General features: G+C 58.9%; 22 protein-coding genes. 8 read left to right on the top strand and 14 right to left on the bottom strand.

Features of this window, described 5'->3' with window-relative positions; all coding sequences use genetic code 11:
* Positions 1-321: 321 nt before the first annotated feature.
* A complete protein-coding gene (locus H4W29_RS24490) occupies positions 322-876 on the bottom strand; it encodes a hypothetical protein (RefSeq protein WP_192731446.1) in 555 nt (184 codons plus the stop codon).
* Between the two features lie 617 nt (positions 877-1,493).
* The gene (locus tag H4W29_RS24485) at positions 1,494-2,342 is read right to left on the bottom strand and encodes an N-acyl homoserine lactonase family protein (protein WP_192731445.1); all 849 of its coding nucleotides are present in this window, start codon (positions 2,340-2,342) and stop codon (positions 1,494-1,496) included.
* 133 nt (positions 2,343-2,475) lie between these two features.
* Between H4W29_RS24485 and H4W29_RS24480 the strand changes: the two genes are divergently transcribed.
* Positions 2,476-3,336 (top strand): helix-turn-helix domain-containing protein, encoded by an 861-nt coding sequence (locus H4W29_RS24480; RefSeq protein WP_246517448.1) that lies wholly within the window; start codon positions 2,476-2,478, stop codon positions 3,334-3,336.
* A gap of 23 nt (positions 3,337-3,359) precedes the next feature.
* On the opposite strand, the gene H4W29_RS24475 is transcribed toward H4W29_RS24480, so the two are convergent.
* From H4W29_RS24475 to H4W29_RS24445, 8 genes are all read right to left on the bottom strand, one after another.
* Positions 3,360-3,659 (bottom strand): DUF982 domain-containing protein, encoded by a 300-nt coding sequence (locus H4W29_RS24475; protein WP_192731444.1) that lies wholly within the window; start codon positions 3,657-3,659, stop codon positions 3,360-3,362.
* A 77-nt stretch (positions 3,660-3,736) separates the two neighbouring features.
* The gene (locus H4W29_RS34750) at positions 3,737-4,036 is read right to left on the bottom strand and encodes a hypothetical protein (protein ID WP_312872365.1); all 300 of its coding nucleotides are present in this window, start codon (positions 4,034-4,036) and stop codon (positions 3,737-3,739) included.
* Between the two features lie 9 nt (positions 4,037-4,045).
* Positions 4,046-4,885: a ThiF family adenylyltransferase gene (locus tag H4W29_RS24470; RefSeq protein WP_210332361.1), complete on the bottom strand. Its 840-nt coding sequence runs from the start codon at positions 4,883-4,885 to the stop codon at positions 4,046-4,048.
* Positions 4,885-6,330, bottom strand: a complete 1,446-nt coding sequence (locus tag H4W29_RS24465; RefSeq protein ID WP_192731442.1) for an aKG-HExxH-type peptide beta-hydroxylase — start codon at positions 6,328-6,330, stop codon at positions 4,885-4,887. The genes H4W29_RS24470 and H4W29_RS24465 overlap by 1 nt, the downstream gene beginning before the upstream one ends.
* Positions 6,331-6,569: 239 nt before the next feature.
* Positions 6,570-8,264, bottom strand: a complete 1,695-nt coding sequence (locus H4W29_RS24460) for a S8 family serine peptidase (protein ID WP_192731441.1) — start codon at positions 8,262-8,264, stop codon at positions 6,570-6,572.
* 33 nt (positions 8,265-8,297) lie between these two features.
* Positions 8,298-9,326: a phosphatase PAP2 family protein gene (locus tag H4W29_RS24455; RefSeq protein ID WP_192731440.1), complete on the bottom strand. Its 1,029-nt coding sequence runs from the start codon at positions 9,324-9,326 to the stop codon at positions 8,298-8,300.
* A gap of 42 nt (positions 9,327-9,368) precedes the next feature.
* A complete protein-coding gene (locus H4W29_RS24450; RefSeq protein WP_192731439.1) occupies positions 9,369-11,324 on the bottom strand; it encodes an SARP family transcriptional regulator in 1,956 nt (651 codons plus the stop codon).
* Between the two features lie 481 nt (positions 11,325-11,805).
* Complete coding sequence (locus H4W29_RS24445; protein WP_192731438.1) at positions 11,806-12,111, bottom strand: hypothetical protein; 306 nt, start codon at positions 12,109-12,111, stop codon at positions 11,806-11,808.
* Positions 12,112-12,541: 430 nt separating this feature from the next.
* Between H4W29_RS24445 and H4W29_RS24440 the strand changes: the two genes are divergently transcribed.
* Positions 12,542-13,867: an acetyl-CoA hydrolase/transferase family protein gene (locus H4W29_RS24440; protein WP_192731437.1), complete on the top strand. Its 1,326-nt coding sequence runs from the start codon at positions 12,542-12,544 to the stop codon at positions 13,865-13,867.
* Between the two features lie 2 nt (positions 13,868-13,869).
* On the opposite strand, the gene H4W29_RS24435 is transcribed toward H4W29_RS24440, so the two are convergent.
* The 4 genes from H4W29_RS24435 to H4W29_RS24420 are packed head-to-tail and all read right to left on the bottom strand — an operon-like array spanning position 13,870 to position 16,851.
* Positions 13,870-14,676 carry an ABC transporter ATP-binding protein gene (locus H4W29_RS24435; protein ID WP_192731436.1) on the bottom strand — a complete coding sequence of 269 codons (807 nt, stop codon included), beginning with the start codon at positions 14,674-14,676 and terminating at the stop codon, positions 13,870-13,872.
* An 11-nt stretch (positions 14,677-14,687) separates the two neighbouring features.
* Complete coding sequence (locus H4W29_RS24430; RefSeq protein WP_192731435.1) at positions 14,688-15,392, bottom strand: ABC transporter permease; 705 nt, start codon at positions 15,390-15,392, stop codon at positions 14,688-14,690.
* On the bottom strand, positions 15,392-16,117 hold the full coding sequence (locus H4W29_RS24425; protein WP_192731434.1) for an ABC transporter permease: 726 nt from the start codon (positions 16,115-16,117) through the stop codon (positions 15,392-15,394). Before H4W29_RS24425 ends, H4W29_RS24430 begins: the two co-directional genes overlap by 1 nt.
* Positions 16,118-16,140: 23 nt before the next feature.
* Entirely contained in the window at positions 16,141-16,851 is a 711-nt protein-coding gene (locus H4W29_RS24420) for a GntR family transcriptional regulator (protein ID WP_376776589.1), read from the bottom strand.
* Positions 16,852-17,065: 214 nt separating this feature from the next.
* On the opposite strand from H4W29_RS24420, the gene speB reads away from it, so the two are divergent.
* From speB to H4W29_RS24390, 6 genes are all read left to right on the top strand, one after another.
* A complete protein-coding gene (gene speB, locus H4W29_RS24415) occupies positions 17,066-18,127 on the top strand; it encodes an agmatinase (protein ID WP_192731433.1) in 1,062 nt (353 codons plus the stop codon).
* 69 nt (positions 18,128-18,196) lie between these two features.
* Positions 18,197-19,021: a lysine/arginine/ornithine ABC transporter substrate-binding protein gene (locus H4W29_RS24410; RefSeq protein WP_376776606.1), complete on the top strand. Its 825-nt coding sequence runs from the start codon at positions 18,197-18,199 to the stop codon at positions 19,019-19,021.
* Positions 19,022-19,118: 97 nt separating this feature from the next.
* Positions 19,119-20,501, top strand: coding sequence for an aspartate aminotransferase family protein (locus H4W29_RS24405; RefSeq protein WP_192731431.1), 1,383 nt, complete (start codon positions 19,119-19,121; stop codon positions 20,499-20,501).
* 11 nt (positions 20,502-20,512) lie between these two features.
* Positions 20,513-22,105 carry a gamma-glutamyltransferase family protein gene (locus H4W29_RS24400; protein WP_192731430.1) on the top strand — a complete coding sequence of 531 codons (1,593 nt, stop codon included), beginning with the start codon at positions 20,513-20,515 and terminating at the stop codon, positions 22,103-22,105.
* Positions 22,106-22,236: 131 nt separating this feature from the next.
* On the top strand, positions 22,237-23,517 hold the full coding sequence (locus tag H4W29_RS24395) for a 4-aminobutyrate--2-oxoglutarate transaminase (RefSeq protein ID WP_192731429.1): 1,281 nt from the start codon (positions 22,237-22,239) through the stop codon (positions 23,515-23,517).
* A gap of 3 nt (positions 23,518-23,520) precedes the next feature.
* Complete coding sequence (locus H4W29_RS24390) at positions 23,521-24,999, top strand: NAD-dependent succinate-semialdehyde dehydrogenase (protein WP_192731428.1); 1,479 nt, start codon at positions 23,521-23,523, stop codon at positions 24,997-24,999.
* Position 25,000 lies beyond the last annotated feature (1 nt).

Here is a 25,000-nt window from a genome sequence, read left to right as displayed (position 1 = left end):
GTAAACGGCCATGCTTGTCTGATCCGACAGGTTTGGCCGGGCGCAGCAGCGACAGTGACGGTTAGCGAAAGCTTCCCGACGACAAGACGCCTGACGCCTATTGGCTTGTCGGGAGAGGCCTCTCCGTTCCGAAAGAGGTCCGGAAGGCATGCCCGGACTTCATCGCCCTGTTCTACCATCGTGAATGCCGGCGACGGCTTGCTTGCGTCGCCGGTCTTGTGCGATCGCCAACAATAGAATTTTGTTCTTGCATTGCCTTGAAAACGGAACGGACGCTTTTTTTATTTAGCCGACAAGTTTCGACCGCCTCGATCGCCGGATCTATTTTTGCGTCAGCCAGGCCTTCACCTTGCGGCTGAAGGCATCTGATAGTCTCTGTGCGAGAGCATCTTCCGTCTGGGAAGACTGGGCGGCGTTGATCGCCATGGCTATGACGATCCCGATTTCCCCGTCACCTCGAATTCCCTTGTCTTCGCCGCGGATGTTTTGAGCCTCAGCAATCAGTCGGCCCGTCTTTGCGTCCTCTAGGCGCACCGTTCCGGAAATATAGCTGTCATTGCCGGCAATGATGCGTCCAGCTTTACTGGAAACATCGACGATGTGGAGGGTGACGATCAGCCGGCTCGCGGTCTTGCCGCCCGGCACTCCTTTAACGTCACGGTTCAACGAATTATCAAGCGCTTGGACGACCGCTGGTAGCTGAGGATCGGGTCGTGTGCGATCGAAGCCTCCCATGCTGACGTCGGGAGCTGTTTCCACACGGATTTGCGTGACGGATGTCTCCCGCAACGCCGATACAAGTCTCGGATCCGTGGTAACGCACGAGGCAAGGAGGACAAAAAGAGGAAATGCCGCGAGAAGCCGTGATAGGCGCATGATAACTCTCTGAGGGCGTTGGAGTGATAGATTAAAAAGGGCGCCAGCCAGCCCTCGTAACCTGCTCATTTTTTGGGAAATTAATTATTTCTTTTAAAAACAACGGTTTGCCTGAAATAGTGGGACTTGCCTTTGGAAAGGCTGGCCTACTTGGAAAGAGAGGGGGCAAAGACAACCTGTCAGTTTGAAGAAGGGAGAGACGTTGGTGTGAAGAATTAGCGCGTGGAACATGTATGAAATGTAATTTGAGGAATATTAGCTGATGCAGCTTCTTCAGGCGCCGCCCTTCTGATGTCAACGTATGATTGTATGAGGTGGTGAATGATCTTTTATCGACAGGCGATTCATTTTAGCAAAACCGATTTTGCCGATAAACGGTGAAGAAGAGCCTCGCAGGCCAGCCCGATATCACTGGTATGGCGGTTGGCGTGCCTATTGCGCGCCAATTGCCTAAAAACCATCTAGCGCCGAGCACAGCATCAAGCGCGAGAAGACCGCCGGGCAGGTGAGGGCGGATGTCGGACTTCCGGTTGCTAAGGGAACGAGGTTTTGGCGAGCCCGACCGTGTTGCTGCCACCGGCATTTCAACGCCGGTGGCATTTGTAGCACCCGGCCGCTTATCTTGCGCTTTCGGGGAAGGCCGGCAGGCGCGAAATATGGGTGGGATCGTGTTGGATGACGAGCGTTGCGTTCAGTCCGGCCGCAATCGCCTCAAGGCGTTCCATTGATGCGAGTGTGTCGGCACGGTTTTCGTTGAAGCCCGGCACGCCGTGGCTGGCCAGATTATCCTCGAAATGCACGACATCGCCGGAAAGCAGGACCGGACCCATCTTTGCAAGCTTTACCAGAAGGGCAGCTTCCCCTTTCGTATGACCGGGCATCGACAGCATCATCACGGAACCGTCGCCGAAGACATCACGGTCACCCGTCACGAGGTCGAGTTTCGCCTTGCCATCGAGCCAGGGTTTGACGAGATCCGGTACAACAGCGAAGGGCGGAGGATTGTCGTGAAAAGCCTGCCAATCGGCAGCGCCGATCATAAGCGTGGCTTTCGAAAAGGTCGCAGCCTGCCCGAGATGGTCGAAATGGTTATGGCTGATGCCGACGGTTGCGATTTGCTCCGGTTTGATGCCGATCTGTTTCAACTGGGTCGGGATGTCGGTTTTGAGCGAGATGCCGATGGGCGCATCCTGATCGGGTGCCTTGCCGATAATGCCGGCAGGAAGCCCGGTGTCCCAAAGAAGATAGTCGCCACCGTGGCGGATCACGTAGCAGCTGTCTGTCAGCACGCTACTCTTGCCGGCAAAAGCGAAGGTGTCGGAAAACATCGATAAATCCTTGACGGTGACGTCGCCGCAATCGAGACGCCAGAGTTCAAGGTCTGGAGCAGCCCGTGTCGGCGTTGAAGCGAAAGACAGCGATGCCACTGTTGCCCCGATGGCAAGCGCAAATTTGAAGGTTTTCATGAAGGTCTCCTTGTTGAAGATCCTTCTTGTGCCGCTCTTCGCCACTCGGTCTGCGCCAGATTTGTGATCGCTTGGGCCCGAAACGCTCACCTACGGTATTTTTTCTTGCCGCGCCTTCTCATAGATTGCGCTTATGAACATGATGATCCGCGACCGACGTTCCGAGCTTTCCCGCCGCCTGCTCGATCGACTCCGCCCCATGGTGGCGGGAAAGCTCGATGTTGGGATGCATCCTTACGGCGAGCAGCTTTTCGCCTATTGCTGCTTCGACCGCGAACGGGTAGCAGCTCTTCGACTTAATTGCCCCATGATCTGCATCGTCCTCTACGGCCAAAAGGACGTGTGGCTTGGCGATCGCAGCCGCTCCTTCACGGCCGGGTCGCTGTTCGTGTTGCCCGGTGGCGTGCCGATGGACGTGGTCAACATTCCAGACGATAAAACCGGCGTCTACGCAGCGTTGCGGCTCGACGTGCCGTTCCTGCCGCAGGACATTCCACCGCTGTTGCTTGGGGAATGTGCCCGTAGCGCCGTCGATCTCGACGCCGTGCCACTGAGCATTGATCTTGTCGAGACGATTTGCCACGCAGCATCCGTGATCGCCGATGTCAGCGTCGGCGAAACGATCAAACGGCTGAGGCTGACAGAGGTTCTGGCACTGATGCGGCCACTTGCCGAGGCGCGACCACTCTTCAGGCAAAGCCTGTCGGACGAGATCGCCTGGCTGATTGCAACGGCTCCTTCGGAAGCTTGGAACGTTTCCGATGTCGCAGGAAAACTCGGAATTGGAGCGTCCACGCTAAGACGCCGTTTGGCCGCAGACGGCACCTCCTTCCGTGCAATCTTGCGACGCGAGCGCCTGAAGGCCGCGCAACATGCAATCACATCCGGCGCTACGGCAATCGCTGCCGCAGAAGCTGCAGGTTACGTGTCGCGCTCGCACTTCTCCCGCAGGTTTCGCGAAAGTTTCGGGACCAGCCCGACGGGACGGGTATAGCGTTCGAACATTTCGACGCAGTACTATCGGGCTTCGCTGACTGGATAGATCCTGAGGACGCCCAGGCGGTGATCAGTCGTGATCGCTGCGGCACCCGCTTCATATGCGGCGCGGACGATTGCTTCGTGCAATTCCTCGGGATCGGTCTCTCCGGTAAGGACCTCCAAGCAGGTTTTCACCGCCGTGAAGAATTCCTCACCATCGTCGTTGGGCCATTCCTTGAGCAACAGTTGGGCAGCCTCGCGGGCGGTACGGATCACCTTGCGGTCTTTCCCTTCCGCAAAAACAAGAATAATCGTTGGGAAGCTTCTCAAGATATCCATCTCATTGCCCCTGACCTTGCGGGACAGCCAACACCAATGTCGGACCACGGTTCGGACCGGGATTGACGACAGGCTCGTCAACGATTTTCCGCGTCGTTTCGACAAACATGTTGCCTATCCTCCCGTTGGCGGGCGGGAGAGGGCATCCTCGTCGTCCGCTTCTTCCCACCTCCGTTGACAGACTTAGCCGGATTGGCCTCCAGCTCACGAGCTGCAGTCTCAAGAAGTCGCTTGAATTCTTCGGGGCTTACGCCATAGGCGCGCCTCACGGTGGCGATCAGTGGATCACGAAGAGCTTCGCTGATCGTCAGTTCATCGTTCTTTTCGCCTGTTGAGCCAAGGGAGCAACAGTATTCCGAGGAAAATAGCGCGTTCATGGACATACCTTACATTCGGAGTGTTTTGGAAAAAGAGCGCAGCTCGGCGTGATCGCTTTTGAGCTCCAATACCCACCGGCGTCCCCACGGAGCCCAGCCTTTCGAAAGGCACTCCTGAGTGATCTTCGACACGGCAAGGTTGGCGAAGAATGCGTCGTCGTCGGCCGATGGGAGGCGAGACGCGGCCAAGGGACCTTCGATGCAACGAGCTGCGAAGCTGTCCGCATTCAGACAGGGCGGCAGCCCGGCATGCGACGCGCGGCAGGCCGTCAGGAACTCTTGGGCCGGGCGAGAATCGTCGCCGGCGAGAACGACGAACGGATTATCGGCGTAGTCAGCGATTAACCGGAGCGCCGAGACCCCTCCCGCAAATTCCGGTAGCGCGAAGACCTTGGCCGAAAACCGTGAAGCCAAATAACTCGCCAGCCTGTCCGTCTTCAGGCAGCCGAGATCGACTTCAGTTGCCCATCCGAGGTCGCTCAAGTTGTTTTTGTCGATACGACCGGCGTCCATCAGAAGGAAATGGCGCGCGCCAAGGGCTGCAAGCTGGATGGAGATCTGCGAGCCCAAGCCGCCGCATCCGATGATGACGAAGTCTATTTCGCGCAACCGTGGGTTATCGATTGTGGCGGAGATATATTCGTTCTCCGCCGGTATATCGGAAGCCCTCAATGACACGCCAAATGCAGCCCTGGTAACATTGGGGCTCTGTTCCTCGGCAGCATCAGCACAAATGCCGGTGAACAGAGCCCCTCTGCCGCCCCGCCCAAGGCTGTGGGCGAAGAAGTTCGGGAGGACGACGGGCGCGCTGGCGGCGGCCGACAATCGTTTAGACCGATAATTGACCATCACATCGCCTCCATCTCACTGGGTGCAGTTCCGCGGATCGTCTCGGAGTTGCAACCGTAATCCTTACCCATCGCATGCTCGGCCGCCTTCGGGATCACGTGGAATCTGCCGTCGTACCAGAGGCAGATATTCTCGCCGCTGTCATCGATCTCCCGCTGGCCCATCCGCGGATCGATAGGCTCCTTGCCGCGCAGGAGCATCTGTCCGATATCCCAGGCTTGGCGATCGAGAACTCGCTGGCGCTCGGCAAGGTGAGCCTGGCGCCGCGCGACGGGTTCTTCGGCAAGCAACCGGTCCACAAGGAACAGGATCCGGCTACTCCAGGAGGGTATGGCGGCGATGTCTGGGAGGTCGAGGAGGACATCGCCGCCGAGACGTTCGATTCCTTTCCGAGCGATATCGATGAGCGGGATTTGGCGCGTGGCATAGGCGATTATGAATGCCGTCTTCCGGGCGCAGCGCTCAGGATCCACCTCGGCGGAAAGGCATGCCATGCGGAAGGCGCACTCCCATGGAATGGTGTAGGCCGTATGCAGGATGCTCTCGAGCGTCTGTAGGTCCTTCCTGTACGGGGAAACATACTGGAATTCGCCAGGCAGGGATGCCGCCGCCGAGGTTATATAAAACCCCAGCAGGATATGCCCCATCTCGTGAAGCAGTTGGGCCGCGGTCGCGGCATGGTCGCCATCGCGCAATCCTTCTCTTGAAAGGGCGATGATCGCGCTGCCCGGCAATGCGTTCGAACTCGAGAAGGAAGACGACCGATCGCGTCGCACGCCGACGTGAAGCGTGTGCAGCCCGGCGATCAGACGCTGATAGCCGCATATGTCCAGTTCCGCGATCAAGGCGAAGGTCTTCTCCAGATGATCGGCGATGCGATCCAATTCGGCGTCGCCCGTGATGGGGAAGCCGGAACCGGGATAGTCAGGCATGCATTGGCGGACGAGGGCCTGCATGACACGGCTCTGCGCCAGGCTTTCGATCCGGACGAGGCCGATGCCGCAGGAGAGCCGGCGCGCCGGCTGACGTTCGAGTTCAAGATCTGATGTGATCAAATCCGACTGCAGATAGCGGCTGACGATCTGCGCGTCGGGGCGGCTCGCCTGCCATTCCAGGCTGCGCGTGAGCCCACCCATCCAGGCTGCAAGCACGGATGAACGGTAAGGGTCGGCGCTGACCGGCCCGGCAACCGCTGGGGGAAGTTCCAGCAGGCGAGCGTATCCGCCATCTGCAAGGCCGGGGAAATAGCCTGACAGCGCCTCTGCTCCGGCCGAACAATCAGCTAGTTTCGAAGCCGCCGCGAGCGTACGGCCATATTGGAAGCGTCGCTTCAAAAGGTTGCGAGTTGCGACGCGCTGCAGGGAGACGGTACTTGCCATCAAGGGATTGCCCTTGAGCAGGTGGCGTGCCTCATCTGCCAATTGTTGAATGCGGGTCGCGGACATCAACAGCCTCCGTGAGTTTGTCTTCAGGCGGATCAAGGTTGCATCTCGGATGAAGGTGCCCCGGTTGGGACCGCTTCGTCCGGCATTGGAACGGTCTGCGTCTTCTGTTGAGAGGCACTATTGCCCAAGGGCGTCATTCGCCCGCCAGTTCCCCGTTAAAAATCCGTAAAAAGGGCATAAGCAAAGAAAAAGCCCCCTCGATAGAGGAGGCTTGGAACTATGGAAAACGCCGTACGGGGTCAGATCGCCAGAGCTGCCTGCACCGCCGCCCGCGCATTCGGCAGGCCCGACCCAAAGAAATAGGCCATATCGAGCGCGTCTTCGCTTTCGGCATTCATGCAATCCGCCGTCAGTTTCCTCGTTCCGGGCGCGACAATGGCGTCCAGGCGGGATGCGGCCTTCAGAATTGACTTCACGTGGGGGCCTGAGAGGCGGTCACCGGGATTGTGGCGGCTCTTGTAGGCCCGCTGTATCAGGGCGCATAGCCCGCCCACCTGCGCCGACGCGCCGGAGGTGCCCCCGAACGTGGTGTAGTATCCGCCCCCGATGCCCGGATTGGTTCCGAACGGCACGATGGCAGACCACGGATCGGAGCCATGATTATAACCGAATATCCCCGACAGGTCCGTCGTCAGCAGCGAGAAGTGCGAATAGTAGTATTCTCGCGTTCGAAAAGTGCCGTAGTCGTGCTGCGCGGCAAATGGGGAAAGCCGGTCGAGGCGCAACTGATGCCTGTTGAAGACCTCACCGTCGTCAGAGGGGGAGACGACCGTCAATCCTTCGCCGTAATTGCTGTAACCCGAACGGAAACCTTCGACGGTAACGGCCCCAACAGCGATGATGCCGTTGTTATCGGCGGCAAGACTTGCCGGATAGATCAACTGGCTCTCGCCACTGTTTCCTGCGGCACAGACGATCGGGATGTGCCGGCTGATGGCGAGGATGAGCTGCTTGAGAATATGCCACGGGCGATCCGGGTTGGAGCCTTTCTGCGCGGCTTTCGGCTCCAGTTCGGGGCCACCCTGGTCAGCAACGGCAATGCGCGTGAACAGATTGGCGGCATCCTCGTTTTTCCACAATTCGAGGTCGGCCTTCAGCTCGTTCTTCGGATCGACGACGCTGCGTTTGGGGTCAGGCAGACCGCGTGGCAGGACGATCACGTCCGCTTTCTGATGATAGGCAAAGAGAAAGGCCGCAATGAACTGCCTGACATCGTCCTCGAACGACGTTCTGATCGATATGAGCCTCGAGAAAGGATCAACGCCGAAATAAGGGATGACATTGCGATTGCCGCTCGTACGCAGCTCGTCGCCATTGCCGTAGAAGGCTCCGTCCGGCGGGAGGCTTGGTGTGCCTTCTTCCGCGACAACGGCGGGTTCGCCGACAATCAGCCCTGCGCAGCAGGTACCATGCGATGCGAACAGCGATTCCGGATTGTAGAGCCGCCGGAGAACACCCTCCGACGCGGCGTATTCGGCAACCAGGTCACTGAGATAGTCCCGGTCGTCATTCGAAAGACCGATATTGCCGAGCGGAGCGATGTTGAGCCCGGCAAAGAAGGCGTGTCTTTCCTCACGGTCAAAGGACGTGGTCGTGTCGAGAACTTCGAGCACGCGCGCGCCGTAGCGATGGGTCGTCAAATCGATTGACGCCTCCCGGTCAAGCCGGGTCGCCAGATTGGGATGATCCGGAGATACGCCGACATCGATCAGCGCCACCCGTGCGGGTCGCAACGGGCCGGCGGAAGCAATGGCATCCCAGACCGTGCCGGTGATGAGGGGATCGGGGAGCGCGCGTGCGGCGCTCGCATCGAGCGCGGGTGGAGCTGGCGGAGCCGATCCGTATTCCGCGTCGATTACGCCAAGGGCAGTCAGGTGCCAGAGATAATAGTAGTCGATCGGCGCGGGCTCGGGCATTTGTGTTTGATCCGTCATGGTTATCATCCTGTTGAGCAGCAGCTGGCGAATTCAGACCCACTCGTCGTGTACGGCCTGGAACAGAGGGCCGAACGCGTCGTGGAGGTAGGGAGCGAAGCGTCGGGCGAGATCTCGCCCCGCCTGCGTGTCGCTTGGATAGTGCAGGCCGGCCCATTCGCGGTTTTCGGCGACATTCTGGGCGATGCGGGCAAGCTCGTCGGTGGCCGGATGTTCCGGCAGGATCGTCGAGAACGCGAAGGCGATCGAAAAGCACTGGAACGAGTGGTTGCTGGGATAGGACTCGTGGGCCGGCACGGCCAGCAACGGCCGCAGCATGGGCTCGAACTGGTTTGGCCGCAGCCGGTTAAACTGGCTTTTGTAGATCAGCCCGACATATTCGCAGGCCGTCAGGATCGCCTGGAAAAGGCCTTCCGTCTGCTCGAAGCCGCCGAGATCCTCGATATGCAGTGCGCGGGTGAATTCCGCCACGGAGATCGTCGATTCGATTTGGATGTCGGGCAGGCGCCGCACACGTTCGCGGTCACGGCGTTGCATGGAAAGCAGCACCGTCGTCTCGAGGCGGGTATAATCCGGACCGGGCGGCGGCACTATATCGAGCATCTCCCAGGTGAAGCGCCGCGCCGCAGCATAGGCGTTGCGGGATGGTTGCTGATGCAGTCTGCGCAGTTCGAAGGAGGGGATTAGTTGCGACACGCCGAGACTGGCGCCGTCCATCGTCGACTTGTTCTTATTTTTATTCTTGTTTTTATTCTTGTTTTTGTTCAGCGACGCCTTGTTGAGCACTGACTTGTTCGCGACGCTCTTGTTGAGGACCGAGGCTACGGCCATCGTCGCCATCATAGGCCCGCCCATGGGCGATGCGTCTTCATCCGTGCCGAAGAAAAGCGCAGGTTGGGAGGTCGCATCAGGCGCAGCCGGCGATGCACCGGCGAGGGGATCAGCGCTGGCATCGTCCCTGGGTTCGCATGGAAGAACCGTATCCGGCTCAATCCTGAATTTATAACTGTTTAGAAATGAAACAATTTTTGATTGTAGTTCCGAGGTAGTGTCCGCTTCCATTGCAGCCTCCTTGTGCGAAGTTCTGAAGAAATTGTCCGGGGTTCAGCGCAGCTTAGCGCCGGCCTTGAGCAGGCCGTCGATCAAGATCTGGCCGCCGCCTGTATTGAGCAGCGGATAGCCGCTGCCGCGAAAGGTATTGATGGAGAAGCCGCCCTCGGCCGCCTCAAGGCGTTGCAGGTAATGGCGCGCGCCGCCGAGATCGTCGGAATGGGCATGGCTGGAGGCAAGATAGCGCAGCAGGCTGTTGAAGTTCGGCCGCGCCCGCAGGGCTTCTTCGCCTGCAGCTATGGCGGTGACGTGATCGCTTGCAAGTGCTGCTGCAATGCATTTGGTCGTGTCGAAATAATATTTATGCGGGCTGTAGACGCCGAGCTCTTGCACCCAACGCGCCATGGCCACAGCCTTGTCAGGCTGGCCCGCATAGCAATGAAGCATCGCGTAGAGATCCCAACTGAGCGGCAGGGCCGGGTTCAGGCGGATCGATTTTTCGAACAGGTTGGCCGCATAGTCATATTCGCGGAACAGGAACGAATGGACGTGGCCGACGAGCGCGAGCGACACGGAATTCTGCGGATCCAGTTCCAGCGCCTTGCGCGCATAGGCCTGGGCTTCCTCGATCAGATGCGCGTCGAGCGCGTTGAACCGTTGGCCGACCTGGAAAGTCCGGATGAAGGACAGCCAGGCAAAAGCCGATGACCGCGGTTGATACTGGACCTGTTCTTCCAGGCGCCGCTCCGCGTTATCCAGGTCGCTGCGCGACAGCCGAAAGATAGCATTGACGGCGTCGATCAGGAGACCGTCTTGCGACAATCGGCTGTCGTTTGCCTGGGTCTCCTGGAAATAGGCCAGCTGATCGATGGCCTGGCTGATCAATGCAGCGGCGGTGCCGAACTCGCCCCGTTCGAACTGCATGCGGTTGATTGCCTGACTGCCCAGCCAATGAATACGGTTGTTGATCAGGTGCTTCATCACCAGTTCGATCAGCACCATGTCACCGTCAAACGTCAGGCGAAGCTGTAGGCATATCGGAAGGCTTATTTGCTGTTCGCTCTCTTCGATATCCGGCAAGGTGAAGGAGAGGTCGGTAACCCCAATGCCCAGCCCGTCGATGACGGCTTTCGCAATGAGATTCTGGAACCGCGTCGCAGCAATTTGTCCCCCCTCTCCAGCGCCCACCACGATGGGTGACTGAAGGGCCATGACCCATCGCCAGTCTCCGGCAGCCCGCCGCGGGCTTGGATCGCTACTGGCGGTTTCCATGGGTTTGCCTGCTCGCGGCGCATCCGGGGCGCCTGTCAGCGGCAGCAGGGCGGAATGTTTGGCGACATCGCGGCTCGGCTGCTGTCGCGGCTCGAATACATCGTGGACTTGTCCTTCATCGAGCCGGCGATACCAGTTCTGCCTTTCCAGCGCTAACCAGTCCTCGAATTCCGGATCGCGGATGTCGATGCCTTCGAGCAATTCATCGGTGATTTGATCCGCAGACCGCTCCGTTTGAACCACGAGGTCGGTATCGAGTACGAGTCGATCCATGTCCAGCCAAACGGTATTCTTGTCCGTAATCAAGAGATTACGTGCTGGCCCCAGAGTCTTGTGAATGTCGAAAAGAGCCTGGCGCAGACTCGCTGCCGCCTGGTCGTCGGAGCGATCGCTCCACAGTTTGTCCCTAAGCCAGATTCTCGAACGCGAGCCACGGGCGGACAATGCAAGCATCGCCAGAAGAGCCTGGGCTTTTTTGGATTTCGGAGTAACCGAGCGGCCTCCAGCGTCCACAAGGGCAAAAGGCCCGAGCAGGAACATCCGAAACGGATTTTGCTCCATGTCCATGCGATCCACCGGCCCCGCCCCCGTTGCCTCCGATACGCTCGTTTGGCGGCCCGAAGACCTCGCATCTGGAGACCAGTCTGCCACAACTGCGGCGTCTGGCAAGCAACCGATAAGGGAAACCGGAACTCCAAAAGGCAAATCGATACTTTGGCGATGGTTGAAATGAAGCATAACCGGCTGAAATCCCTCTGCATAACTTCGCAAACTGGCAGTAGCACCCCAGCGTCAAAGCAGCGTCAAAGGAATGTTGTTTTGGCGACGTCACTTTGCGGGCGCCGCCAAAGGTTGCCACTACTCAGAGAGAATACCGGGATCGTTTTAGGCAAAGCACGACTATGCGTAGCTCTGTTGAATTTGAGATGCACAAGTGCTGGCAACGGCCAAGAAGACTTCTGAGGCGGTGCGCGATTTGAAGAGCGATCGCGCCCTACGATCACTCAACACGGTCGAAACAAACGATTAATCACTCGAAACGCCACGCACAGAAGCGGAGCGCATCACTCTTCGCGGGGAATGACACGTGTCAACATCGATTTGCCGTTGCGCCTTCGGAGGCCGGACCGATGCGAGCCGCGGGAGGATCCATGTTGTTGTCGACGGCAATCTGGACCTCTTCTCGGAGGCAGAAACCATTGTCGTTCAGCGCGAGTTCTTAAATCCCTGACCCGTCGAGCTGCTCAGTGTCGTCGCCTTCCCATGGCGAAGGCATCGAGCTGCGACTGAGGTTGGCTGCGGGCATTGGCATCCAACACTTTAATTCCGGCTCAGCATATTCAATGATATGTCCAGGGGAGGAATCAGAGGCGCGCCAGCTCTCTCCACCGAACTGATCGCCGTTCGACCAATATGCAAGGTCAACTTCTGCCGGCCCCTGTTCGGACGGGCGGATCGTGACCAAGATCCGACTCCCGTCTTTCGGAGCGCTTTCCATGTGGCGCCACCGGTCTGGCTCGTCCATCGCATTTCCTCCTGCCTTGCTGCGAGTTACAACTGTCGTCTAGCGATCGAGGTCGGTCAACTCAAACTACATACAACCATCCTCTCTCGATTGCGGGCGGCTAGGACGCTTCCCATAGCTGATCAGAATTCTGGCAGTAGGTGCGGCTTTGCGAGGTGCCGCTGCACGTGCGCGAGAGTCCTGATCCAAAATTTCCAGCAATGGCATCGTCAGCGCGTTAGCGAAAGCTGCGACCAAACAGCACCGACGAAGGCTCGCTCGAGGGCCGCGTTACAGCGCCCAGCCTTGCAAAAAATACGCGCTGAGCGCTTTTTTATGGAGTGTTCTGTGGCGGACGATAGCGCCTGCAACGATCGCAAATGCCGATAAGGTTTTGATCATAGCAACGGATACCGATTTGTTCTGAAATGTGCACTGGGAGGAGGGCCCAATGACCACGATCCATCAGAGGCTGTATCGCGAACGGCTGACATCTGCAAACATGGCGGTCACGATGATCCCGTCAGGCGCGAAGGTCGCGATGCCGCTGGCTGCCGGTCAGCCACCCGCTATCCTTGCGGCGCTCGCTGAACGGGCCCGCGCGGGAGCCGTCGAGAATGTGCGGCTCTACTATCTTCTTTGCACCGGCGTCGCTGGCACGAGTGTATTCGATTTCGAGCTGCGCGACCTGATCGTCCCAATGAGTTACTTTCATGGAGGGGTCGAGCGTGCGCTCGACAAGAGAAGATTGGCGGAGGCACTGCCCGCGGTCGACCTGGTACCCTGTCATTTCAGCCAGGTACCGCGCTCGATGGTCGAGCATGTCGGTGTGGACACGTTGATTGCAACTGTCTCGCCGATGGACGCGGATGGCAATTTCAGCCTTGGCGCCAGTACCGACTATGCGCTCACGGTATCGCGAAAGCCCGGACTGCGCCTGATCCTCGAGGTCAACAGCAATATGCCCTATGTGCGTGGCGATTGCATGATCCCTGTCTCAAGCGTGGCGGCGCTGGTTGAAAACGACGTCAGCCTACCTGTGTTGCCCGCCGCTGCACGCAATGAGGTGGATGATGCCATAGGGGCGATCATCGCGGACCTAGTCGAGGATGGCGACTGCCTGCAAATGGGTATCGGTGCTTTGCCTGATGCGGTGTGTTCGGGGCTTTCCCGACATCGCCACCTCGGCATTCACACGGAAATGATGACACCCGGCCTAGCGAGGTTGGTCGCGGCGGGCGTGGTCGACAACAGTCGCAAGCAGATACATGCCGGGCGGTCCATCTTCACCTTTGCGCTCGGAGATCAAGCCCTTTACGACTTCCTGAACAACAACCCGGCAGTTGAGGCCTACCCAGTCGATTATGTGAACAATCCCTTCATCATCGCGCAGAATGATCGGGTGGTCTCGGTCAACGCGACTCTGCAGATCGATTTGAACGGCGCGTGCAATTCCGAGTTCGTGAACGGAAGGCAGTTCAGTGCGTCCGGCGGCCAGGTTGATTTCGTGCGCGGTGCTTATGCCTCGCGCGGGGGACGATCGATCATCGCCTGTCATTCCACGGCGGCGAAAGGCACGCTCTCGCGCATCGTACCAGCGCTGACCGGACCAGTGACAACGTCGCGCAACGACACGCATATTGTCGTTACGGAATATGGATGGGCGAACCTCAAGGGTAAGTCCGTGGCCGAGCGGGCAAGGGCGCTGATCGGGCTGGCCCACCCCGATTTTCGCGGGGAGCTGGACCTGGCAGCCCGCGGGGCAGGGCTTTGCTAATCCTAACGTCGTTCGGCGGCTAAAAACTGAGTGAATCGCAAGGATTTCGGAGATGCAAACATCTGCCCGGGTTTGCCTTCTTCTTCGATTTGCCCCTTGTGGAGAAAAACGACTTTATTGGAGACCTCGCGCGCGAAAGCCATTTCATGCGTCACAACAAGCATGGTCCGTCCTTCTTCGGCAAGCGAGCGCATGACCTTCAAGACTTCGCCGACGAGTTCGGGATCGAGCGCAGAAGTCGGCTCGTCGAACAACATCACCCTTGGACGCTGAGCAAGAGCACGGGCGATTGCGGCGCGCTGCTGCTGCCCGCCGGACAAGTGACTCGGATAGGCATGCCGCTTGTCTGCAATCCCCACCCTTTCGAGCAGAGCTTCCGCCTCGGCGAGGCATTCGGCGCGGTCGCGGCCCTGCACGTGGATTGGCGCCTCGATCACATTCTCGAGGATGGTCATGTGTGACCAGAGATTGAAATTCTGGAAAACCATGCTGACATGCTGCCTGATGCGGTCCACCTGCCGCCTGTCTGCGGGCGCTGCCTTGTCTCCCCGCATTTTCATCCTGATGGTTTCGCCGGCAATCGCTATGTCGCCGCTGTCGGGCGTCTCAAGCATGTTCACGCAACGAAGCATCGTCGATTTTCCGGAGCCTGACGAGCCGAGAATCGATATGACGTCGCCCTCCCGCGCTTCCAGATCAATGCCCTTGAGGACCTCGACCGGGCCAAACGACTTGTGGAGGTTCCGCACCGAAACAGCGGCGACGTCCTTTTCCCCTACGGTGATGGGGTTCAACTTTGCGCTGGACATTGTTCCCTCCTTTATGCGGCTTGTGCCGGTTGCAGGCGCAGATGCGGTGAAAGCCTGTACTCGAGCATCGCGACGAGGTGCGTGAGTATCAGGTTGATTGCCAGATAAATCGCGCCGGCGACGCAAAAGACTTCAAATGCCCTGAAACTGTCGGCAATCAGTTTGCCAGCCGATCCGGTCACTTCCATGATCGTGATCACGGAGGCGAGCGCCGTCGCCTTGACCATCAGCGCGACTTCGTTGCCGTAGCCGGGGAGTGCCTGGCGGAGTGCGATCGGGAATATTATGCGCCAGAAAAGCAGGAGGCCGGACATTCCGCAGGCGCGCGCGGCTTCCACCTGTTGGGCTGGAACAGATTGAAGCGCTCCACGGAAAATCTCGCCGGAATATGCCGTCGTATTGAGCGTCAGGGCGATGACAGCGCACCAATAGGGTTCGCGCAGGATCGGCCACAGACCCCATGCCTGTAGAGCGGGACGAAATTGCCCCAGTCCGTAGTAGATGAGGAATATCTGGACCAGGAGAGGCGAACCGCGGAATACGAAGACGTAACCGCTGGCGAAGGCTTTGCCGGTTGAGCCGCCGAAAACGGCAAAGACGGCGAGCGAAATGGCGAGAATCGTGCCGGCCGAGATAGAAATCGCCGCCATGCTTAAAGTGAGTGGCAATCCTCCAACAAGTGTCTCGAACGTCTCGAAAATAAAGGTGAAATCCATCAGGCTGCCCTCCTGAAACCACGCATGGCTCGGTTCTCCAGTCGCCCGAATAGGAGCGAGGAAGCCCATGTAATCACCAGATAAAGGACGAGTGCCGTAAGGTAGAATTCGAACGGCTTGCGTGTCGAGCCGGCGGCGATCTGTGATTGACGCAGGATTTCGACGAGACCGGTCACGGATATCAGCGCCGATTCCTTCAGCACCAGTTGCCAGGTGTTGCCAAGCCCAGGGGTGGCATAACGCAGCACAAGCGGGACGACGATGCGGCGGAATTTCCGCCATGGCCGCATGCCGACCGAATCCGCCGCCTCAAGTTCTCCCCGCGAAACCGCGCGATAGGCGCCGCGCAAGACTTCGGCCTGGTAGGCAGCCGAAACGACACCGAGAGCAACAGTACCGGTCAGGAAGGCCGGCATGCCGATATAGCCGTCGTAGCCTGCGAAAGCGCCGATATAACTTAGAAACGCACCTCCGCCGAAATAGAAGAGATAGACCACGAGAAGATCGGGCACGCCGCGAAGCACGGTCGTATAGGAGCCGCCGATCCAGCGTAGCGGCCCGATTGACGAAAGTTTCATACTGGCCACGATCGTGCCGAGGACCGATCCGGTCAGAAAACCGCTGACAGATACGGCAATCGTCATCATCATCGCCGAGAGCAGAAGGCCGCCCCATCCTTCCTGTCCGAACCCGACGAGCTCGACATAGTTCTTGATTGCATCCATTGGTTCCCCTTGTTCTTTTTAGTTCAGGCCAGTCCGGACAATCGCCGGTGCTGCCAGATCCGCTCAAGTTTCGACATGTTCTTGAGAGAGCTCTGTACGTGTGCGCTGGCCGCTTGGGCGGCGGCCTCCAGGTCGCGGGCGATGATGGCGTCCGCGATAGCCCGATGTTCGTCGAGGTCGGTATGCTCGAGATCGACCCAGAGAACTTCGAGCCAGAGGGCCAGTCGAAGCTGCTGATAGATCTGGTCCGTTGCTCGAACGAGGGCTTCGTTCTTCGTCGCCTCAGCGATGACACGATGGATGTAGAGGCCGAGATGCAGGTTCTCGGCTGCCGCCGAAGGGGTGAGATTGTCGGTATCTTTCAACGCGACCATCTGGTCGATGACGCCCCGCAGCCGTTCTAAATCCTCTTCCGTTGCTTTTTCGCAAGCGAGCTTGGCGGCGCACACGTCGAGCGCCTCCCGCACGACGAGGAGATTGCAGAAGCCGGTTATATCGAGATCGGCGACGGTATAGCCAAGATTGCGCTGACCAGTGATCAGGCCTTCCTCTTCCAGCTTCATCAAGGCCTCCCGAAGTGGGGTCCGGCTTACGCCGAAGCGTTTGGCCAATCCATTTTCTGACAAGCGCTCCGAAGGGCGAAGCTGACCGTTGAGGATCAGATCCTTCAACTGATTGTAAGTCGCCTCCCGCAGGGAGACTTTGAGTTCTTTATCTTTTGCGGACACCGTCACCTCTCATTCCTCCCCACCACTGGCGAAGCTTTCTGTCGCTTGCTCTCCGGTCTGCATCAGCAAGTCAAGTCTCGAATTTCAAGCTTGCATCCACAATCGAGTACAAATATGTATACAACACTGAGCACAGCGATCAATCGTCTTTTCCGGTTTCGACTGGAAGAAAAACAAGGTGCTCTTTCGAGTGTTGGACGCCCGATACCGGGAGGGATAAATGACGCAAATTCTAGAGTTAGATGCGCTTCGCGCCCGCTTCGCCGGCGCGTCCGGCGGAGAGGTCTTCGATCCGGAGTTCGCTCAGGTAGCCAAGCTCGTCTTTGGTGAAGGCGACAGCCGGCAGGCGCCCTATTGCGGGTTGTCCTCGCTGCTGCGCGCGCCCTATCGTCCCGACCTGGCGCCGACGTTCGAAGGTCTGGACGTAGCGCTTCTGGGTGTCCCGATGGACCTCGGCGTGACCAACCGCCCGGGTGCGCGGTTCGGCCCCAGGGCAGTTCGCAACGTCGAACGGGTCGGCCCCTACGAACATGTGTTAAAGGCCGTGCCGACCGCTCATGTGCGCGTTGCAGACGTCGGCGATGTGCCGTTCCGAAGTCGCTTCGATCTCGCCTCGTCACATCAGGATATCGAGCGTTTCATATCCTCGATCGTCGATGCCGGAGTGGTGCCGCTTTCGGTCGGGGGCGATCATTCGATGGGGTTGCCGATCTTGCGCGCCATCGGGCGCGACAGGCCTGTCGGCATGATCCATATCGACGCCCATTGCGATACGGGCGGCTCGTTCGAAGGCTGCAAGTTCCACCACGGTGGCCCGTTCCGGCAAGCCGTTCTGGATGGCGTTCTTGATCCCCGGCACACGATTCAGATCGGCATTCGCGGTAATTCCGAGTATCTTTGGGAATTTTCCTTCGCTTCGGGAATGACGGTCATCCATGCCGAAGAAGTGGATGAAATGGGCCTGAAGGCCGTGATCGCCAAGGCGCGCGAAATTGTCGGCGACGGTCCGACCTATGTCAGTTTCGATGTCGATTCGCTCGACCCGGCCTTTGCTCCGGGGACCGGAACACCGGAGGTGGGCGGTCTGACGTCGGCACAGGCGCTCGGAATTCTTCGCGGCCTCAAGGGCCTCGATATCATCGGCGGCGATGTGGTGGAGATCGCGCCGCAATACGATCCCTCGACGAATACTGCGCAAATTGCCGCGCAAGTCCTGTTCGAGCTGCTCTGCCTGGCGGCCGAGGCTTTCAGGATCCGCAAAACCTCAAGGGGAAGGGTCTGAACGACATTTGAAAATTCAACCGCCGAGCGTCTGTGCGAGGCCAAACAAAGGGGAATGACAATGAAAAAAATGAAAATCATCGCAGCCGCAATGCTGCTTGCGGCAACTGGCGCCCATGCGCAGTCGGCGCCCAAAGAGATCACCATCGCGACGGAAGGGGCGTATGAGCCGTGGAACTTCACAGGCCCCGACGGCAAGCTGGCAGGCCTCGAGATCGATCTCGCCAACGACCTTTGCGCCCGAATGAAGGTCAAATGCACGATCGTCGCCCAGGACTGGGACGGATTGATCCCTTCGCTCAATGCGAAGAAATTCGATGCGATCATGGCATCGATGATCATCACGCCGAAGCGTCTTGATGTGATCTCCTTCAGCAAGCCGTATGCGTCTACGGCTGCGACATTCATGGTGCAGAAGGACGGTCCGCTGGCGAAGCTGCCGGGAACGGGCACGACCGTCGACCTGAACGGCGATGCCGCTGCTGTCGATGCCGCCTTGAAGCCGGTGCGTGAAGCCATCAAGGGCACCAGCGTCGGAGCCCAGGTGTCGACCGCAAACGTCGCATTCCTCGACAAGTATCTGAAGGATACCGTGACGACACGCGAGTACAAGACGACCGAACAGCACGATCTCGACCTTCAGGCCGGACGTATCGACGCCGTCATGGCCCAGAAGACGGCTTTGATCGCGACGCTCGGGAAGGCTGATTTCAAGGACTACATGCTCGCCGGCCCGACATTCACCGGTGGCGTCTTTGGCCAAGGCATCGGTGTCGGTTTGCGAAAGGACGACACGGCGTTGAAGACGATGTTCGACACGGCGATCGACGCTGCAAAGGCCGATGGCACGATCGACAAGCTTGCCCAGAAGTGGATCAAGGCGAGCGTCAACTAGCCCCCGGTACACAGTGACCACGACACCGGCCCGGCAGGAGATTGCCGGGTCGACCGAATGCGCGTCTGCGCTTTGAACGATCGATGGAGAAATCGACGTGACGGCTCTGCTGAATTCACTTGAAGCACGCGATACTGCCTTTGTGCTTCATCCATACACGAATGCCTCGCAGCACCTGGAGAATGGCCCGATGGTCATCGCCAAAGGGGAGGGTGTCTATGTCATCGATAATGATGGCAACAGGTATATCGAGGCGCTGGGTGGTTTGTTTTGTGCGTCCCTCGGTTTCAGCGAGCCGCGCCTTGTCGAGGCAGCTTATCGGCAGATGAAGGAATTGCCCTTCTATCACAGCTTCGGGGGCAAGTCGCATGAGACGGCGATCGAACTGGCCGAGCGCCTGATCAAGCTCTCGCCTGTGCCCATGTCGAAAGTGTTTTTCGCCAATTCGGGTTCGGAAGCCAACGACACCGCGATGAAGCTGGTGTGGTATTATCACAATGCGATCGGCAAGCCGGAGAAGAAGAAGATTATCTCGCGGAACAGGGCCTATCATGGCGTCACGATCGCGTCCGCAAGCCTGACGGGTCTTCCCAACAATCACCGGGACTTCGACCTGCCGATCGACCGGATCCTGCACACCGATTGCCCTGAATTCTATCGATACGGTCACGAAGGGGAAACGGAGGAGGAATTCGCCTCCCGTTGCGCCGCCTCGCTTGAGCGGCTCATCCTGGAGGAAGGTCCCGAAACGATCGGCGCCTTTTTCGCCGAACCCCTGATGGCGTCGGGCGGCTGCATAGTTCCGCCGCCGACCTATTACGAAAAGATTCAGGCCATCCTTGCCCGCTACGACATCCTGCTGATCGCCGACGAGGTGATCTGCGGCTTTGGCCGGCTGGGAACCATGTTCGGTTCCGAGAGCTTCGGTATGAAGCCCGATATCATCACCATGGCCAAGCAGTTGTCGGCAGCCTATCAGCCGATCTCGGCTCTTATGATCAATGCCAAGCTGCATGAGGCGGTTGTCGCCGAAAGCCAGAAGATCGGCACCTTCGGACATGGCTTCACCTATAGCGGCCATCCGGTTGCGACCGCCGTCGCTCTGGAAACGCTGAAGATTTACGAAGAGCGAGACATATTGGGTCATGTCCGGTCTGTCGTGCCCTTGTTTCAACGACGACTGAATGCGCTTCGGGAACACCCTCTGGTCGGCGACGTGCGTGGCCGCGGCATGATCGGCACGCTGGAACTTGTTCGCAACAAGGCCACCAAGGAAGCTTTCAAACCCGGCGATGGCGTTGCGATCCATGCCGGCAAGCGTGCCCAGGCGCACGGCGTCATCACCCGCGCGCTTGGCGACAACTTCTCCTTCTGCCCGCCGCTCATCATGACCGAGCCGGAAATTGACGAGATGTTCGATCGCTCGACCAAAGCGCTCGATGAAACATATGACTGGGCAAAGACCAGCAATCTCATCTGACGGGGGACAATATGCGGAACTTCGAACATCCTGGACGTTCACTCGCCGTCGGGCGCAACGGTATGGCTGCCACCTCTCACCCTTTAGCGACGCTGGCGGCGATTGAAATCCTCAAGGCAGGAGGTGCGGCAATCGACGCGGCGGTAGCGGCCTGCGCCGTTCAATGCGTAGTCGAAGCCGGATCGACGGGTATCGGGGGCGATTGCTTTGCTCTGCTGGCGGCAAACGGGGGCGACAGGATGATTGCCTTCAACGGTTCCGGCCGCACGCCGGCGGCGGCCGACCTGTCGTGGTACAGGCAAGAAGGCATTACGGCGATCGATCGTTCTTCCCCGCACGCCGTCACCATTCCGGGCGCCGTCGATGCCTGGACACGCCTTGTTGCCGACCACGGCCGCATGCCGATGTCCGACATTCTTTCGCAGGCGATCGCGCTTGCGCGGGACGGATACGGCATCACGCCACGCGTTGCGTCGGACATTTCGCATCAGAAGGCCATGCTTATACGGGAGCCTTCGACGCGCCGTACATTTCTTGCTGCCGACGACACGCCGCCGGTCGGATCCGTGCAGTATCAGCCGGAACTTGCCGACACGCTCGAAGCGATCGGCCGGGAGGGCCGCGACGCCTTCTACCGCGGCGCAGTTGCCGAGGAAATGGTCTCCTACCTCACTGCAAAGGGAGGCCTCCACACGAAACAGGATTTCGCCGAGGCCGCGGGTGAATATGTCACGCCGATCAGCGCGGATTATCGCGGCTGGACCGTGCACGAATGCCCGCCGAACGGACAGGGCCTCATTGCGTTGATGATCCTTAAAATTCTGGAGCGGCACAAACCCGCGGGAGATCCGCTGGGCGCCGATAACCTCATCAGAGAAGTCGAAGCGACGCGGCTTGCCTATGCGGCTCGTGACAGGTGGCTTGCCGATCCTTGGTCATCGGGCGTGCCGACCGACTTCCTGCTGTCGGATGCGCTTGCCGACGACCTCGCCTCGAAGATCGACCTCGGGCGGCCTGTCGACGCCAAAACGACGATCAGCGGGGTCGCGCATGCCGACACGGTCTATATTTCGGTCGTCGATAAGGATCGCAATTGCGTAAGCTTTATCAACTCGATCTTTCATTCCTATGGCAGTGGCCTGATGACTCCGAAGTCGGGCGTGCTTTTCCACAATCGCGGCCAAAGCTTCGTTCTGGAGGAGGGGCATCCGAACGCGATCGGTCCCCGCAAGAGGCCGATGCACACGATCATCCCGGGCATGGTGACGAGAGACGGCAAGACCTTCCTGTCCTTCGGCGTCATGGGAGGACACTACCAGGCCATGGGCCACGCTCAGTTTCTGTCGAAGCTGTTCGACTACGGTATGGACATGCAGGCAGCGATCGAACTGCCGCGCCTGTTTCCCCTACCGGGAACCGCAAAGGTGGAGATGGAAGAGAGCCTTCGCCTGAAAGTCGGCGAGGTCTTTAGGGAACGCGGTTTCGGTGTGCAGCCGCCCAATTGGGCAATAGGCGGCGCCCAGGCGATCTGGATCGATTGGGACAACGGCACCGTGCTCGGAGCATCCGATCACCGCAAGGACGGTTGTGCGCTTGGATATTGATAGCCCCCGGGCTCTTGCTGCTTGAAAGAGCCTGATGCAGCGGCGTCAGCAGCCGTTGCCGTGCAGAAAAATGTTTCGGGCGACGAGGAAAAGCGCCCGCCACCCATCCCCTGTCAATTGGAGGAACAACAATGTCGAATTCGGCTATAGCCGCTCGCAGAGCCGACGCGATTTCGCGTGGGGTCGGCGTCACCACCCAGGTCTATGCAGACAATGCCCGAAATGCCGAAATCTGGGATGTAGAAGGCCGCCGATACATCGACTTCGCGGCTGGCATCGCTGTCGTGAATACCGGTCATCGCCATCCGAAGGTAATAGCTGCCGTAAAGGAGCAGCTCGATAAGTTCACTCATACCTGCCATCAGGTCGTACCCTACGAAAATTACGTGCGCCTGGCGGAGCGCCTTAATGACGCCGTTCCCGGTAATTTCAAGAAGAAGACAATTTTTGTCACCACCGGCGCCGAGGCGGTGGAAAACGCCGTCAAGATTGCCCGCGCGGCAACCAATCGTTCCGCGGTAATCGCCTTCAGCGGCGCATTCCATGGCCGCACCTTCATGGGCATGACACTGACCGGCAAGGTCGTTCCCTATAAAGCCGGGTTTGGCGCAATGATGCCCGATGTCTTTCACGTGCCATTCCCCGTCGAACTGCATGGCCAGACGATGGAGGCTTCGCTTGCGGTCCTGGACAAGCTGTTCAAAGCGGATGTGGATCCCGGTCGCGTTGCGGCCTTTATCGTCGAGCCGGTTCAAGGGGAGGGCGGCTTTTATGAGGTGCCGCGCGCCTTCATGCAAAGACTGCGCGAGATCGCCGACAAGCATGGCATCCTGCTGATCGCCGACGAGGTCCAGACCGGTTTTGCCCGTACGGGCAAGCTTTTTGCGATGGAGCATTTCGGTGTGGTTGCTGATATCACCACGATGGCCAAGGGGCTTGGTGGAGGATTTCCGATCGCTGCGGTCACGGGTCGTGCCGAGATCATGGATGCGCCGGGGCCGGGTGGTCTTGGCGGGACCTACGGAGGCAACCCGATCGGTGTTGCTGCCGGCAATGCCGTGCTGGATGTGATCGAAGAAGAAGGATTGACGGAGCGCGCAACCCAACTGGGTAACCGATTGAAGCAAAGCCTGCAGTCGCTCACCGACGCCGTGCCGCAGATCGCTGACATTCGTGGCCCTGGTTTCATGAACGCCGTTGAGTTCAACATCCCCGGCTCGACAGAGCCCAATCCGGATTTCGCCAACCGGGTGCGCGAGAAGGCTCTGGAGAAAGGCCTGATCCTGCTGACCTGCGGGATCTACGGCAATGTCATCCGTTTTCTCGCGCCGATCACCATCGAGGACGGAGTTTTCAACGAGGCACTCGGCATTCTCGAAACGACAATGCGGCAATGCGCTGCGGAGGCCTGATCCATGACCATTTCTGAAAAAATCCTGTCAAAACTGAAGGATCCATCGCTTGTCACTGACAGGGCGCTCATCGGCGGTATCTGGGTCGGTGCGAGCGACCATGGAAAGACATTCGAAGTCACCAATCCCTCGACTGGTGACGTGATCGCCACGTTACCGGACATGAACCGCGCCGAGGCAGCGCGCGCCATAGACGCTGCCTATCTGGCCCAGAAGCAATGGGCGAAGAGGACCGGCAAGGAGCGGGCCGCGGTGCTGCGCAAACTGCATGACCTTTTGGTCGCCAATGCCGACGACCTTGCTGCGATCCTCACCATGGAAATGGGCAAGCCTATCGCTGAGGCGAAAGGCGAGATACTTTCCGGAGCCGCCTATGTCGAGTGGTTCGGCGAGGAAGCCAAGCGCGTCTATGGCGACACCATTCCCGCACACCAGCAGGACAAGCGCCTCATTGTCATCAAGCAGCCAGTCGGTGTCGTTGCGGCCATTACGCCGTGGAACTTTCCGAACGCCATGCTGGCTCGTAAGCTTGCGCCAGCAATCGCGGCAGGTTGCGCCGTGGTCTCGAAGCCGGCTGCCGAAACGCCGCTATCGGCTCTTTCGCTAGCCTTGCTTGCCGAGCGTGCGGGATTGCCGGCTGGCGTCCTGAACGTCGTAACGTCGCAAGATGCCTCGGCTATCGGCAAGGAGTTCACCGAGAACGACAAGGTGCGGAAGCTGACCTTCACCGGCTCAACCGGCGTCGGGAAGATACTGATGCGTCAAGGCGCGGACAAGGTCTTGAAACTGGGAATGGAACTCGGTGGCAATGCGCCCTTCATCGTTTTCGACGATGCTGATCTGGATGCGGCGGTTGAGGGCGCCATGGTCTCGAAATATCGCAACAACGGCCAGACCTGCATCTGTGCAAACCGGCTTTATGTGCAGTCGAGTGTCTACGACGCTTTCGCCGAAAAGCTTGCGGCAAAAGTTTCCGCCATGAAGGTCGGCGATGGTTTCGAGCCGGGGGTCAATACCGGTCCTCTCATCGCTGAGAAGGCGATGGTGAAGGTGGAAGAGCATATTGCGGATGCGCTGGACAAAGGTGCGTCTGTTCCGGTCGGAGGAAAGCGCGATGCGCTCGGTGGCTTGTTTTTCCAGCCGACGATTCTTACGGGCGTGAAGTCCAATATGAAGATCGCGCGGGAGGAAACATTCGGCCCGATCGCACCGCTCTTTCGTTTCGACACAGAAGAGGAGGTGATCGCCATGGCCAACAACACCGAGTACGGCCTGGGCTCCTACTTCTATGCGAAAGACCTATCGAGAGTTTTTCGCGTGGCAGAAGCACTGGAGTACGGCATGGTTGGTATCAATACAGGGCTCATTACGACAGAGGTCGCTCCGTTTGGCGGTATCAAGCAATCGGGCCAGGGCCGCGAAGGCTCGAAATATGGTCTCGATGACTACGTCGAGATTAAATATTTGTGCTTGAGCATATAGC

Source organism: Rhizobium viscosum (assembly GCF_014873945.1).
Taxonomy (GTDB): domain Bacteria; phylum Pseudomonadota; class Alphaproteobacteria; order Rhizobiales; family Rhizobiaceae; genus Rhizobium; species Rhizobium viscosum.
This window is presented reverse-complemented; position numbering and strand designations above follow the sequence as displayed.

Bases quoted from the DNA above. Each gene is read 5' to 3' on its own strand.
- H4W29_RS24490 (WP_192731446.1), bottom strand. From the start codon at position 876: ATGCGCCTATCACGGCTTCTCGCGGCATTTCCTCTTTTTGTCCTCCTT.
- H4W29_RS24485 (WP_192731445.1), bottom strand. From the start codon at position 2,342: ATGAAAACCTTCAAATTTGCGCTTGCCATCGGGGCAACAGTGGCATCG.
- H4W29_RS24480 (WP_246517448.1), top strand. From the start codon at position 2,476: ATGAACATGATGATCCGCGACCGACGTTCCGAGCTTTCCCGCCGCCTG.
- H4W29_RS24475 (WP_192731444.1), bottom strand. From the start codon at position 3,659: ATGGATATCTTGAGAAGCTTCCCAACGATTATTCTTGTTTTTGCGGAA.
- H4W29_RS34750 (WP_312872365.1), bottom strand. From the start codon at position 4,036: ATGAACGCGCTATTTTCCTCGGAATACTGTTGCTCCCTTGGCTCAACA.
- H4W29_RS24470 (WP_210332361.1), bottom strand. From the start codon at position 4,885: ATGGTCAATTATCGGTCTAAACGATTGTCGGCCGCCGCCAGCGCGCCC.
- H4W29_RS24465 (WP_192731442.1), bottom strand. From the start codon at position 6,330: ATGTCCGCGACCCGCATTCAACAATTGGCAGATGAGGCACGCCACCTG.
- H4W29_RS24460 (WP_192731441.1), bottom strand. From the start codon at position 8,264: ATGACGGATCAAACACAAATGCCCGAGCCCGCGCCGATCGACTACTAT.
- H4W29_RS24455 (WP_192731440.1), bottom strand. From the start codon at position 9,326: ATGGAAGCGGACACTACCTCGGAACTACAATCAAAAATTGTTTCATTT.
- H4W29_RS24450 (WP_192731439.1), bottom strand. From the start codon at position 11,324: ATGCTTCATTTCAACCATCGCCAAAGTATCGATTTGCCTTTTGGAGTT.
- H4W29_RS24445 (WP_192731438.1), bottom strand. From the start codon at position 12,111: ATGGACGAGCCAGACCGGTGGCGCCACATGGAAAGCGCTCCGAAAGAC.
- H4W29_RS24440 (WP_192731437.1), top strand. From the start codon at position 12,542: ATGACCACGATCCATCAGAGGCTGTATCGCGAACGGCTGACATCTGCA.
- H4W29_RS24435 (WP_192731436.1), bottom strand. From the start codon at position 14,676: ATGTCCAGCGCAAAGTTGAACCCCATCACCGTAGGGGAAAAGGACGTC.
- H4W29_RS24430 (WP_192731435.1), bottom strand. From the start codon at position 15,392: ATGGATTTCACCTTTATTTTCGAGACGTTCGAGACACTTGTTGGAGGA.
- H4W29_RS24425 (WP_192731434.1), bottom strand. From the start codon at position 16,117: ATGGATGCAATCAAGAACTATGTCGAGCTCGTCGGGTTCGGACAGGAA.
- speB (WP_192731433.1), top strand. From the start codon at position 17,066: ATGACGCAAATTCTAGAGTTAGATGCGCTTCGCGCCCGCTTCGCCGGC.
- H4W29_RS24410 (WP_376776606.1), top strand. From the start codon at position 18,197: ATGAAAATCATCGCAGCCGCAATGCTGCTTGCGGCAACTGGCGCCCAT.
- H4W29_RS24400 (WP_192731430.1), top strand. From the start codon at position 20,513: ATGCGGAACTTCGAACATCCTGGACGTTCACTCGCCGTCGGGCGCAAC.
- H4W29_RS24395 (WP_192731429.1), top strand. From the start codon at position 22,237: ATGTCGAATTCGGCTATAGCCGCTCGCAGAGCCGACGCGATTTCGCGT.
- H4W29_RS24390 (WP_192731428.1), top strand. From the start codon at position 23,521: ATGACCATTTCTGAAAAAATCCTGTCAAAACTGAAGGATCCATCGCTT.